Below are 13,210 nucleotides of genomic sequence, written 5' to 3'. Positions count from 1 at the left end.
AGGGGGGAGGACTTTAAAAGAATTTTAGTTGAATAATTAAACTTTTTATTTAACTCCCTCTCCTTTGGAGAGGGCCGGGGTGAGGTTTACGGTACCTCAACCGCGTTCAATATCGCTGTGATGATATCCTCGCTGGTGATGTTCTCGGCTTCGGCCTCGTAGCTTAAGCCAACACGGTGCCTTAATACATCATGGCAAACAGCGCGCACATCCTCAGGGATCACATAACCGCGACGTTTGATAAACGCATAAGCTTTTGCTGCCAGCGCTAAACTGATGCTTGCCCTTGGCGAAGCGCCAAAGGTGATCAGCGTTTTGTATTTGGCAAGCTTAAACTGATCTGGGAAACGGGTAGCGAAAACAATATCGATAATGTATTGCTCAATTTTTTCGTCCATATACACCTCGCGCACTATTTTACGGGCCTTGATGATCTCTTCAGGCTTGATAATGGCGTTTGGTTTATTCATGCCCGAAGGCGAAATATTGGCGCGCATGATCTTTTTCTCATCCTCTTTGTTAGGATATTTGATCACCACTTTCAGCATAAAACGGTCAACCTGTGCTTCGGGCAGTGGGTATGTACCTTCCTGCTCAATAGGGTTTTGGGTTGCCAGTACCAGGAACGGATCGGGCAGTTTGTAGGTAGTATCGCCAATGGTTACCTGGCGCTCCTGCATGGCTTCAAGCAGCGCGCTTTGCACTTTGGCAGGCGCACGGTTAATTTCATCGGCCAAAACAAAGTTAGAGAAGATAGGGCCTTTACGCACTATGAACTCTTCTTTCTTTTGGTTGTAGATCATGGTACCAAGCACGTCGGCAGGGAGCAAATCCGGTGTAAACTGGATCCTGCTAAAATCGGCCTGGATGGCGCTTGACAGGGTATTGATGGCCAGGGTTTTCGCCAATCCCGGTACGCCTTCCAATAAAATGTGGCCGTTGGCTAATAAACCAATCAGCAAACGTTCAACCATGTAACGCTGACCTACGATCACTTTATCCATCTCCAGGATCAGCAGATCGATAAACGCGCTTTCCCTTTGTATCATTTCATTCAGCGCCCTGATATCGGTTGAGTACGATGTTGGAGCAGCCGAAGTGACATTTCCTGTATAGCTATTTTGTTCTTCCATTAAATTTTTTCGTTTCGGTAGGCAAACTTAAACACCCGGCCAATTTTTCGCCAACTAAAATCCTTGCATAAATGTTAAAAAGTGTTAAATCGTCATATCTCGCGGTTGATATATCTGTTTAACACTCAAAATGTTCGATGATAATTGTTAAATCCGGCCCTCGTAAATCCCCAATATACACTATTTAGCGGTTTTTGTACAATATAACGTGGTAAAAGGCATTTTATTGAATGATGCAAACGAGCGCAAGGGTAAATAAGAAAGCATGTCATTGCGAGCGAAGCGTGGCAATCCCGTAGCCAGTGCACAGTCGCCCTGCATAGCTACGAGATTGCTTCGTCGTTCCTCCTCGCAATGACATGGTTTTTATTTTTTCTTCGTCATCGCACAGATCAACTTATCAACTCGTGCTCGTTTGTAACGAGTGCGCAATTGGGCTTGCGTTTGTAACGCAAATGGCGATGCAATCGCCAAACCATGTTAAGCGCTCGTTACAAACGAGCGCAAGATTGTTGTTTTGTCATCGCTCAGATCAACTTACCCCAATATCTCCTTAATATCCTCTGCTGTAAGCGACTTAATAAAACTTTCTTCAGTGGTAATAAGTGCCCTTGACAGGCTCAGTTTGCGTTGCTGCAAAGCCAGGATCTTTTCTTCAACCGAATCTTTGGTGATGAACTTGTAGATGAACACGTTTTTGGTTTGGCCAATGCGGTGGGTACGGTCAATGGCCTGTTGCTCAACGGCCGGGTTCCACCATGGATCGAGAATGAAAACGTAGTCAGCTTCGGTGAGGTTGAGGCCTACGCCACCCGCTTTTATCGAGATCAGGAATACCCGTGTTTTTTCATCTTCCTGGAACTGTTTCACTACATCGCCACGGTTTTGGGTACTGCCGTCAAGATATACGTACGGAATGCCAACTCGCTCAAAATGATCGCGATAGATGCTGAGTTGTTTTACAAACTGCGAAAATATCAGCACTTTATGGCCGCCATCAAGTACGTTGTTTAGGGTATGGACTACGTCCTCAAACTTACCGCTATCTCCCTCATAATCCTTATCAATCATGATTGGGTGATTGGCAATTTGCCTTAGTTTGATCAAGCCCTGCAATACCTGGATCTGTGTTTTGGCAAATGTGCCATCCTCCAGGCTTTTCAATAGCTCGTTACGGTATTCGGATTTGATCTCTTCATAAACAGACGATTGCTCTTCGGTCATCTGGGAGTAGAAAAGGTTTTCCGTTTTTGGCGGAAGCTCGGTGGCCACCTGCTCCTTGGTTCGGCGTAAAACAAACGGTTTGATCAGGGCCTGTAGTTTGCGGGCCTTGTCTTCGTCCTTTTTCTTTTCTATCGGGGTTACAAATTCGTTCTGGAAAAACTGTTGCGCGCCCAGCAAGCCCGGATTAATGAACGACATCTGCGTCCACAGATCATTAACCGAGTTTTCAACCGGGGTACCGCTCAAGATCAGCTTAAAGCGCGATTTAAGCTGTTTAACCGCCTGGTATGATTTAGATGACGGGTTTTTGATGTTCTGGCTTTCGTCAAGAATCACGTAATCAAAAAAGAAATCCTTAAACATTTCAATATCGATACGGCTGATGCCATAGGTAGTGATCACTACATCGTAATTGGCAAAAACATCGGCACTGCGGTAACGCATAGTACCAGTGTGCACCATTAGCCTTAATTGCGGCGCAAATTTGCGGGCCTCATTAAGCCAGTTATAGATGAGCGAGGTTGGCATAATTACCAGCGATGTAGCTTTGCCGCCCCCATTTTCAACATCTTCCTTATGCTTTTGCAGTAAGGATAAAGTCTGGATGGTTTTACCCAAACCCATATCATCGGCAAGGCAACCGCCAAAGTGGTATTGCTTTAAAAAGTGGAACCAGTTATAGCCCGCTTTTTGGTATGGCCTCAAATGGCCTTCAAAATTAACCGGCATTGGTGCATCCTCAAGCTCCTCAAAATTGGTGAGTTTTTGAAGTTTGCGGGTCATGGTAACGCTGGCCATTTCGCCCTCAGCAAGGTCTGTAACCAGGCCAATATGATGGCGGCGAAGTTTAAGGTCAGTGCTGCCTTCTGTAAAATGCAGCAGGTTGCCGTATTGCGAAAACCATTGTTCGGGAATTACCGCTATCTCGCCCGATGGCAGGGTAAACTCCTTTTTATGGTTGAGGATATGATTTTTTAACTGGATGAACGGGATACGATACGGGCCGAAGCTTACCATGGCGTTAATATCAAACCAGTCGTTATTTTCGGTTACTATCAGTTCAATTTTGCTGCTGCCAAAAACGTAGCGCTTTTGTCCTTCAGGTTGTTCCAGTTCAAAACCTTCTTCAATGAGATGGTCGTGATGCTGGTTAAGCCATTCAAAAACCGAGAATGAATGATCGGCATCATCATCACGACCGGCAACTTCCAAATTTTGAAATAGCGAAGAAGCTACTTTAAGGCCCATTTGCTCCAATTGGTGCATTTTGCCTTTTTCCCAGGTGGTGGAGCGTTTAATACGATGGAACAGGTAATCATCGCCATTTTTTTCCATCCTTACAGAGATATGCCTGCCATCGCCATAAGGGAAAATATATCCTGCATATTTAAAGGAAAGTTGCAGTTGCGATGTACCGCCTTCAATATAAATGGGTTTAAGCACCGGGCGTGCATCATACTTTTCGGTATTGATGGTGAACCCTTCGGCGTAAACATTATGCTTTTCGATAAGCGGCGCAACAAACTTTTCAAAGTACGATTGCTCTGACGATTTTGGTATGGCAATGAAGCGCTTGTTCAGGAAGGGCTGCAGTTTTTTACCTTCAATTTCTTTATCAAAATAATACAAAGTATCGTCAAGAAGCATCCAGGCCGGGTGGTTACAAATGATCTCGGCATTTTTGAACATGAACTCGATGCGCATGCCCTGGTACTTGATGGTAGGGAAATACCTGATCTCCTCCTCGTTGCGCCTGAAGTGAAATAACACTGATGCGGCTTCAGTAGCAAGCTGTAATTTGCGCTCGCCGGGGTAGCCCTCTTTGCTCATCTGGTACACCTGCTTGCTGCAAAGCAATGATAATGCTTCGGCTATGCGTTTCTCCAGTTTCGGGCGGATCATGTCAAACATCTGCTCGTTGAATACCTTCGAGAAAAATTCGAACGGGCGGATAGGCTTTTTGTAATACCTTTTGATCACGTTACCCTGTTCCATCTCCTCCAGCAGTTTGATAAGCCTGATATCCGTATCATCCAGAAACTCACAAAACTCTTTGGCTGTATTGGAAAACAAACGCTGATGGGTTAGTGAAAATTCACCGTTGGGGTTAAGCTGAACTATGTGTGGTTCAATTACATACGACAGGTAATCATGCCTTGCAATGGCATATATAATTTGGCATGGTTTGGAACTGTCGACGCGTAACATGTGCTTCAGGGTAAAAAATTATTTGAAGCTACATCAAGAAAAAATTCAAACGTAAATAGAATTTACCTTAATTGAAAGAGTTTTATATTAAAAAAATGTTAAAGTATTGAAATTGACATGCTTTTGATAACATAGGGTGCATTTTTGACGATTGGGAATGCCTCTTCTTGAGTTGAAGACTTACGAAGTTTTCAAAACTTCGTAAGTCTGGATTCAAAAAAGTGAATAATAACGTAATAAGATAGCTGTCATGTTGAACTTGTTTCAACACCTCATTTGCTAAGCCGCTTGCCAATCAAATCGCCCACTTGTTTCGTGGGGTGCTGAAACAAGTTCAGCATGACCGAGCGATGTAGTGCGCTTTCAGGAAGGAATAGTGCAAGAGATGACAATTCCCTCCCTTGGGAGGGGTGCGTTAGGAACGTGTGTTGGCAGGGAGGGGTTTATACGCCTTTGCGACAACTTAGCATGTCGCACAAACCCCTCCCTACACCCTCCCAGGGGAGGGAATCGCACAGGCCATGCACTAAAAATCCTCTAACAGCCTTTAAAAAGACTGTTAGAGGATCGTAATATAATAAAGGAGCAAAGCCCGATCTACCAGATCTTCACCCTTTTATCCGGATCAATCCACATTTTATCTCCCTTTTTAATATGAAAAGCCTGGTAAAACTCCGGTACATCACTAAATGGGCCATTCACCCTTAAAAAACCGGGGGCGTGTACGTCAGTAAGGATCTGGTTAGCTAATGATTCATCACGCTGCTGGCCGAGCCAGCCGAGCGCATAGCCTAAAAAGAAACGCTGCATTGGGGTAAGCCCGTCAATAAGTTTGCTTTCTTTGTACTGTTGGGTCTTTTTAAACGCATCAATACCTAACACAATTCCGCCCAAATCGGCAATGTTTTCGCCTAAGGATGCTTTGCCGTTAACATGCAGACTATCCAGTACCACATAGCTGCTAAACTGATCGGCAAGCATATTAGCACGTTTGGTGAATTTTGCCGAATCGGTTGGTGTCCACCAGGCCCTGAGATTGCCTTTGGCATCAAACTGCCTGCCTTCATCATCAAAACCGTGGGTAATTTCATGGCCTATGGTTGATGCGGCTACGTATCCATAAGCAACGGCATCATCAACTTCGCTGTCTTTTACGCCCGGAATGCTGAACTGTGCCGCAGGTAAAGTGATTTCATTATTTGAAGGGCTGTAGCTGGCATTATAGGTTTGCGGTGTCATGCCCCATTCGGTATGGTCGACAGGTTTACCGAGTTTGTTGATATTAAATAGATAAGCCCAATGCTTGGCCTGCATTACATTGCCTGCATACGAGTCGCGGCTGATCTCCATGCTTGAAAAATCTTTCCATTTGTCGGGATAGCCAACTTTGGGGTGAATGGCATTCAGTTTAGCCAATGCCTTTTGCTTGGTTTCGGGACTCATCCAATCCAGTTTGGCAATATGCTCACGATAAGCCTGACGGATGGCCTCAACCATATCGGTGTAACGTTGCTTGGCTTCGACAGGGAAATATTCTTTCACAAAAAGTTGCCCAAGCAGTTCACCCATTAAGCCGTTTTCGGTATCCAGTACCCGTTTCCAGCGGGGCAGTTGTTCTTTACGGCCGGATATCACTTTACCGCTAAACCGGAAACTTTCGGCGTCGGCGGCCGAATTAAGGTAAGGCGCGTATGATGAGATCAGTTTCCAGCGCAAATAAGCTTTCCATTCATCAACCGAAAATGTGGAAAGCGCGGTATTAACCGCCCGGTAATACTCCGGCTGACCAACAATTACGGTATCTATTGGCTGTTTATATTCCAGCTTGCTGAATATGACAGGCCAGTTGATGTTAGGCGTAAGCTTGCCCAACTGGGCAATGGTCATTTTGTTGTAGTTGCGATACGGATCGCGCAGGTTTTCGAGCTTGCGGCTGCTATCGGCCAAAAATTTCTCAATTTTAAATATGCTTGCTGCTCCCTGTGTCGCCTTTTGCTCATTCCAGCCCGAAAGCTTTAACATGGCGGGCAGGTGGTTGGTCATATAATCGGTACGAACTTTAGTAGTGCGGGCATCCGTCTTAAAATAATAATCACGGTTAGGTAAACCCAGTCCCGACTGGCTTAGTTGCACAATGGTTTTAACGCTGTTTTTAGCATCCTGCCGTACGCCGCTACCTATGATGTTACGGGTGCCGGTAGTAGTTAAAACAGCTGCAGCATTCAGGATTCCTGCTATATCGGTAGCCTGGTCAATAATATCCAGCTGCGCTTTTATCGGGTTAATACCTTGCTTCTCGATGTTGACGCTATCCAGCCCGGTATAATAAAAATCGCCTATTTTTTGGGTGGATGAACCTTTAGGAGCGTTAGCTTTTAAGGCATCTTCATTGATTTTTTTAAGCCTGTCTCGAAGTTCTTCGGAAACTACGTTGCCTATGCCCCAGCTTGAATACGCAGCAGGTATCGGGTTGCGTTTAAGCCAGCCGCCATTAGCGTATTTAAAAAAGTCGTCGCCCGGTTTTACCGATTTATCGAGATTATCATAAACAGGGTCGGCGGGTTTATCTGTAGTTTTTGTTTGGTAGGCGCTGAGGGCAAATAAAGCCACAACGGCCCCGCCAAAGAGGGCTGCTTTGTAAAGTTTGGTCATGTCAACGGGTTTTGAACAAATTTAATAAAAACAAAGGCCTTTAAATAAGGCCTTTGTAACAATATGGAATATGTTTGGGGTTAAATGGGAAAGACTATATATATCTTAATGCAAAGTTAATAAAACTGACCATGTGGTAGTTACCTGAGAAAATCGTAAACGGACTTATCTGTGAAAAATCATAGCGTTATACAGACGTTTTCCATCAGGCAAAAAAACTGTAAATTCTGTATAAGCACCAATATAATTTCCGTTCTCTTCCTTTGTTATCAGCAAGAATGGAATCAAATGATGGTCATGAGCATCACGAACCATAACGTAACCATCGGATAACATTGCCGGTACAACCTCTTGCATTGCGCCAAGGTATTTATTCTGTATCGCTGCAGTGTCAATAAGCCCTGTTTGTGGATATTCTATGAGTGTATCTTGCAGGTAAAAAGAACCGCGTACATGTGCCTTCAAAGCATTAGTTAAGAGCGCTATACCTTGCTTTTTATAGAAGTTAGATCCACGATACTTTTTTAAGTATTTCAAAACCTGTGATAATTCAAAATAGAGCTTATCATGGCCAATATCGTAAACCACCGTGTCAATTTTATTTAGAGGTTTAAGCAAAACTGTGTCCTTTTTTATGTCTTGGGCTTTTGCAAAAAAAGGAAGCAGAATAAAAATAAAAAATAGCCACTTCATACTTAAGGTTGAATTAAGATAATGATTTCCCGTCGTTGTTCATTAACTCCCTCTTTAGGGGGCTGGGACTTACCAAATCTTCACCCTCTTATCCGGATCAATCCACATCTTATCACCCTTTTTAATGTGGAATGCCTCGTAAAATTCAGGTACATCGGTAAATGGGCCGTTAACACGCATAAATGCCGGTGCATGTTCGTTGGTTAGGATCTGGCTTGATAGTGATTCTTTCCTATCCTGTGTAAGCCAGCCCAGCGAATAACCTAAAAAGTAGCGTTGCAGTGGTGTTAGGCCGTTTATGAGTTTGCCTTCTTTGTATTGTTGGGTTTTCTTGAAAGCATCAAGCCCTATTACGATGCCGCCAAGGTCGGCAATGTTTTCGCCCTGGGTGGCTTTACCGTTTACGTGCAAACCATAAATGCTGTAGCTATTAAACTGGTCGATAAGCATTTTGGCACGTTGGCTAAATTTTACCGAATCCTGTGGTGTCCACCAGGCTTTCAGGTTTCCGGCGGCATCAAACTGGCGGCCCTGATCATCAAAGCCGTGTGTCATTTCGTGACCGATAGTTGAAGCGGCGGCGTAGCCGTAAATAATGGCGTCGTCAATATTCTCATCCTTGTAGCCGGGGATGGTAAAAATACCGGCAGGCAATACAATTTCATTGTTTGATGGGTTGTAATAAGCATTATAGGTTTGCGGGGTAATATCCCATTCGGTACGGTCGACAGGTTTGCCCAGTTTGGCCGCACTGAAATTATGCCACCACTCATTTGCCCGCAATACATTGAGGGCGTAAGGGCCGCGGTTGATCTCCAAAGTTGAAAAATCTTTCCATTTATCGGGATAGCCAACTTTAGGATTAACCTTTGATAGTTTGTAATAGGCTTTTTCCTTTGTCGCGGGGCTCATCCAGTCCAGCTTTTCTATGTGCTCTTTGAAGCTGGCGCGCATTTCTTCAACCAGTTTCACATAGCGCTCTTTTGTTTTTTCGGGGAAGTACTCTTTCACGAAGATCTGCCCTAAAACTTCGCCCATCAAACCGTTTTCGGTATCCAGCACCCGTTTCCATCGCGGAAGCTGGGCGGTGCTACCTTCAATAACCTTATCATAAAAGCGGAACACTTCTTCATCAAATGGCTTGCTTAGGTATGGGCCAAACGCTGTGATGAGGTTGTTGCGCAGGTAATTTTTCCAATCGTCTATCGTATAAACTTTTAAAGCTTTATTTAAAGCCCTGTAATATTCTGGCTGACCTACAATTACAGTATCCGCATTTTTGTAGTCCATTTTTTCAAATGTGGGCTTCCAGTCAATGTCCGGGGCCAGCTTGCTCAGGGCAGCAAGCGTCATTTTGTTATAGTTATGGTACGGGTCGCGCAAGTCTTCCAGTTTACGGCTGCTATCGGCCAGGAAAGTTTCGAGCGAGTAAGTTTTCTTAGCGGCGGCGGCAGCTTTATCAGCAGCTAAGCCCGCCAGTTTAAACATGGTAGGCAGGTATTTATTTTGATAGTCGGTACGGATGGCAACGCTATGCTCGTCCTTATTAAAATAATAATCGCGGTTAGGCATACCAATACCCGACTGGTATAAGCCCAATGCCATTTTTGAACTGTTTTTAGCATCCTGGCCAACGTATGCGCCAATGGGTTGTGTAACGCCAATCCTTTGCAGATGGGCAAATTCTTCAACCAGGCTTTTGATATCTGTTATCCGGTCTATTTTATCCAGCTCATCCTTTAACGGAGATAGGCCCTGTTTTTCAATGTTAACGGTATCCATCCCGCTGAAATAGAAATCGCCTATTTTTTGGGTATTGCTGCCTTTGGGTGCGTTGGCTTTTAGGGCATCTTCGTTGATTTTCTTCATCCTGTCACGCAGCTCATCCTGCACAACATTGCCTATGCCCCATGAGGCGTATGCCGCCGGGATAGGATTTTTGCGCAGCCAGGCGCCGTTGGCGTATTTAAAAAAGTCGTCGCCCGGCTTTACGATAGTGTCCATATTATGGATCACGGGATCACCGGCTTCGTAAGCTTTTATCTTGTCTTCATGGCTGCAGGCACTGAGCAAAGTGCCGAGCGAAATGACAATTATGGATAAGGAATGGATTTGTTTGTTCATTTTTTAGGTGTGTGTATGAATTAAAATACAACGACTGTATGTTATAATAGAATTTAGGACAACGTTTTTTTCTAAATATGATAATTTAATATATCTCCTGGAAAAAACCTGCTAACGAAACGTTAAAATAATAACAAATTTTACGAAGTGTTTCTAATCTGATATCAATAATACCTGATTCGAGCCTTGCAATATTTATGCGTGTTTCTTTAAAAAACTTCTCCTGAGTAACCCGGTTTTGCTTGCGTAAAGCCTTAATCTGTAAAGCTACTTTTCGTTTAAACGCGTTATCGGTATCGTTAAGGTATTCAAAATCAGTTAAAAGCATGGGTGGATCGGCTTATTTAATATTTTATGTTTTTTTTGTAAGCTAAAAATAAAATAACATCAATACATTTTATATGCAGATATTATTCTTTTATAAAAATGAACAACTAACGTTTAAACATGAAATATTAATGCCACAATTTTATAATTATGGCAAAAGATTTGTATAGAATTACACGCCCTGTATCATCTGTGAAAAAATAAGAGATTTAGTAACATCTACCTGTGAAAAATTAAAATTGAATTCTCAGACGCCCAAGTTGAGATTTTTTGTTCTTTGTTTTGGGTTTAATCAATAGTTTAAATTAATTAGGGGAAAGGGAGCTTCAAAAAAGCTCTCTTTTTTTGTTTATAATTTTACTATGCATGCATAGTAATTTATATATTTATGTTTTAATTATACCCATGTATTTTGAACTGACCGAAGAACAAAAAATGATTCGCCAGGCTGCGCGCGATTTTGCGCAAACAGAATTGAAACCTGGTGTTATAGAACGCGACGAACTGCAAAAATTTCCCGCCGAACAAGTAAGGAAGCTTGGTGAACTTGGTTTCCTTGGCATGATGGTATCACCGCAATATGGCGGGGCTGGCTTGGATGCCATATCATACGTGCTGGTGATGGAAGAGCTTTCCAAAATTGATGCCTCCACCTCGGTAATTGTATCTGTAAATAATTCGCTGGTATGTTACGGACTTGAGAAGTATGGCAGCGAAGAACAGAAGCAGAAATACCTGGTACCGTTAGCCAAAGGCGAATGTATCGGTGCGTTTTGCCTTTCGGAGCCCGAGGCAGGATCTGATGCTACATCGCAAAAAACAACCGCTATTGATATGGGCGATCATTACCTGCTCAACGGTACCAAAAACTGGATCACCAGCGGTAGTACGGCCTCTACCTATATTGTGATAGCCCAGACAGATGTAAGTAAGAAACACCATGGCATTAATGCCTTTATTGTTGAAAAAGGTATGCCCGGTTTTACTGTTGGCGCTAAAGAAAATAAAATGGGGGTGAGGGGATCAGATACCCACTCGCTGATGTTTACCGACGTTAAGGTACCTAAGGAAAACCGTATTGGCGAAGACGGCTTTGGTTTTAAATTCGCCATGGGACTACTTGAAGGAGGCCGGATCGGAATCGCCTCACAGGCTTTGGGGCTGGCTTCGGGTGCTTATGAGCTGGCTGTGCAATATGCTAAGGAACGTAAAACCTTTGGCAAAATGCTGGCCGATCATCAGGCTATTCAATTTAAACTGGCCGATATGGCAACGGAAATTGAAGCTGCCCGTTTGATGTGCCTTAAAGCCGCCTGGCTTAAAGACCATGGTAAACCATATGTGCAGGCCTCGTCAATGGCTAAATTATATGCCTCAGAAGTGGCTATGCGAACTACTACCGAAGCTGTTCAAATTCATGGCGGCTACGGTTATGTGAAGGAATATCATGTTGAACGCCTGATGCGCGACGCTAAAATAACGCAGATTTATGAAGGAACATCTGAAATTCAAAGAATTGTCATTTCGCGCGGATTGTTGAAATAACGGTACTGTTTTTATAACTTTGAAAGTATATAGATTAAGTAGACTATATATTTAAGTATGACTTTCAAAAATATCGCGGCCGGTGTTTGCGGATTACTATTTCTGCAAACCGGCTTTGCTCAAACTAAACTAAAAACCGGCGAATGGCGTGGTGCGCTTAAAACAAAATCGGGTACCGAAATTCCTTTCAATTTTGAGGTTAATAGCACCGGAGGCAAACCACAATTAGCCATTATTAACGGTGCCGAGCATTTTAAGGTAACCGATGTTACCACCAAAGGCGATTCTGTTTTTATCCACATGCCTTTGTTCAATTCTGATTTTAAACTGAAACTTAATGGAGATAGCCTTAACGGCAATTGGGTAAGGCACCTGGCAGATAATGATCTTCTTGTTCCATTCAGTGCAGTGCCTAATACTTCATGGCGATTTTTCAAAAGCCCGGAAAAACCTGCGTTTAATATTGGTGGCCGCTGGTCGGCAGTATTTGGCCAAGGGGAGGGCCGCGATACAACCGTTGGCGAGTTTAAACAGGATGGTAATAAACTTACCGGTACTTTCCTGACCACCACCGGCGACTACCGCTACCTTGAGGGTTCGGTGAGTGGTAACAAACTTTACCTGTCTACTTTTGATGGTGGTCATGCTTATACCTTTACTGCTACTATCAGCGACGATAAAACGATAACCGATGGTAAATTTTACGCAGGGTATTCTTCAGTACAGGCGTGGACAGCAGTAAAAGATGAAAACGCCAAATTGCCTGATGCATATTCTCTCACGTCATTAAAGCCGGGCTATAAAAAATTAGCTTTCAGCTTTAAAGATCTTGATGGTAAAACAGTGTCATTGGATGATGACAGGTTCAAAAATAAAGTAGTTATTGTTCAGATCCTGGGCTCATGGTGCCCCAACTGCATGGATGAAACAGCTTATATGGTTAACTACTATAAAAAATACCACAATAAAGGTGTCGAAGTAATTGGTCTGGCTTATGAGCGCAGCACCGATTTTGAGAAATCAAAGAAAGCGCTACAGCAGGTGAAAGACCGGTTTAAAGTAACCTATCCGCTATTGATAACAGGCTACACCAGCGACAAAAAGCAAACAGCTCAAAGTTTGCCTATGCTATCAAAAGTAGTTGGTTTCCCTACTACCATCATTATTGATAAAAGCGGCGATGTACAAAAAATCCATACCGGTTTTAGCGGCCCGGGCACCGGTGAGCACTATACAGAGTTTATCAGCGAGTTTGAAAAGTTGACGGATGATTTGTTAGCTGCCGTTCCTGCTCCTTAATAAAA

The 13,210-nt window shown here is 43.5% G+C and carries 8 protein-coding genes; 2 read left to right on the top strand and 6 right to left on the bottom strand.

Annotated features, from left to right (window positions below; all coding sequences use genetic code 11):
- Nucleotides 1-86: 86 nt before the first annotated feature.
- The 6 genes from EAH55_RS00815 to EAH55_RS00790 all read right to left on the bottom strand — a co-directional run bounded on the left by EAH55_RS00815 (nucleotide 87) and on the right by EAH55_RS00790 (nucleotide 10,362).
- A complete protein-coding gene (locus tag EAH55_RS00815; protein ID WP_121808093.1) occupies nucleotides 87-1,133 on the bottom strand; it encodes an AAA family ATPase in 1,047 nt (348 codons plus the stop codon).
- 537 nt (nucleotides 1,134-1,670) lie between these two features.
- On the bottom strand, nucleotides 1,671-4,565 hold the full coding sequence (locus EAH55_RS00810; protein ID WP_121808092.1) for a DEAD/DEAH box helicase: 2,895 nt from the start codon (nucleotides 4,563-4,565) through the stop codon (nucleotides 1,671-1,673).
- Nucleotides 4,566-5,162: 597 nt separating this feature from the next.
- On the bottom strand, nucleotides 5,163-7,217 hold the full coding sequence (locus tag EAH55_RS00805; protein WP_121808091.1) for a M13 family metallopeptidase: 2,055 nt from the start codon (nucleotides 7,215-7,217) through the stop codon (nucleotides 5,163-5,165).
- A gap of 165 nt (nucleotides 7,218-7,382) precedes the next feature.
- Nucleotides 7,383-7,910, bottom strand: a complete 528-nt coding sequence (locus EAH55_RS00800) for a hypothetical protein (protein ID WP_121808090.1) — start codon at nucleotides 7,908-7,910, stop codon at nucleotides 7,383-7,385.
- 69 nt (nucleotides 7,911-7,979) lie between these two features.
- Nucleotides 7,980-10,034, bottom strand: coding sequence for a M13 family metallopeptidase (locus tag EAH55_RS00795; protein WP_121808089.1), 2,055 nt, complete (start codon nucleotides 10,032-10,034; stop codon nucleotides 7,980-7,982).
- Between the two features lie 85 nt (nucleotides 10,035-10,119).
- Complete coding sequence (locus EAH55_RS00790) at nucleotides 10,120-10,362, bottom strand: helix-turn-helix domain-containing protein (protein ID WP_121808088.1); 243 nt, start codon at nucleotides 10,360-10,362, stop codon at nucleotides 10,120-10,122.
- Between the two features lie 404 nt (nucleotides 10,363-10,766).
- Here EAH55_RS00790 and EAH55_RS00785 point away from each other — a divergent pair, with 404 nt between their 5' ends.
- Complete coding sequence (locus tag EAH55_RS00785) at nucleotides 10,767-11,906, top strand: acyl-CoA dehydrogenase (protein ID WP_121808087.1); 1,140 nt, start codon at nucleotides 10,767-10,769, stop codon at nucleotides 11,904-11,906.
- A gap of 57 nt (nucleotides 11,907-11,963) precedes the next feature.
- Nucleotides 11,964-13,205 (top strand): peroxiredoxin family protein, encoded by a 1,242-nt coding sequence (locus EAH55_RS00780; protein WP_121808086.1) that lies wholly within the window; start codon nucleotides 11,964-11,966, stop codon nucleotides 13,203-13,205.
- Nucleotides 13,206-13,210 lie beyond the last annotated feature (5 nt).

Source organism: Mucilaginibacter kameinonensis (assembly GCF_003675385.1).
Lineage (GTDB): Bacteria > Bacteroidota > Bacteroidia > Sphingobacteriales > Sphingobacteriaceae > Mucilaginibacter > Mucilaginibacter kameinonensis.
The sequence above is the reverse complement of the archived record's forward strand: the minus strand, read 5'-3'. Positions and strand labels throughout refer to the sequence as shown.

Excerpts from the sequence above, each read along its gene's own strand:
- EAH55_RS00780 (WP_121808086.1), top strand. The coding sequence starts at position 11,964 with ATGACTTTCAAAAATATCGCGGCCGGTGTTTGCGGATTACTATTTCTG.
- EAH55_RS00810 (WP_121808092.1), bottom strand. The coding sequence starts at position 4,565 with ATGTTACGCGTCGACAGTTCCAAACCATGCCAAATTATATATGCCATT.
- EAH55_RS00815 (WP_121808093.1), bottom strand. The coding sequence starts at position 1,133 with ATGGAAGAACAAAATAGCTATACAGGAAATGTCACTTCGGCTGCTCCA.
- EAH55_RS00795 (WP_121808089.1), bottom strand. The coding sequence starts at position 10,034 with ATGAACAAACAAATCCATTCCTTATCCATAATTGTCATTTCGCTCGGC.
- EAH55_RS00785 (WP_121808087.1), top strand. The coding sequence starts at position 10,767 with ATGTATTTTGAACTGACCGAAGAACAAAAAATGATTCGCCAGGCTGCG.
- EAH55_RS00805 (WP_121808091.1), bottom strand. The coding sequence starts at position 7,217 with ATGACCAAACTTTACAAAGCAGCCCTCTTTGGCGGGGCCGTTGTGGCT.
- EAH55_RS00800 (WP_121808090.1), bottom strand. The coding sequence starts at position 7,910 with ATGAAGTGGCTATTTTTTATTTTTATTCTGCTTCCTTTTTTTGCAAAA.
- EAH55_RS00790 (WP_121808088.1), bottom strand. The coding sequence starts at position 10,362 with ATGCTTTTAACTGATTTTGAATACCTTAACGATACCGATAACGCGTTT.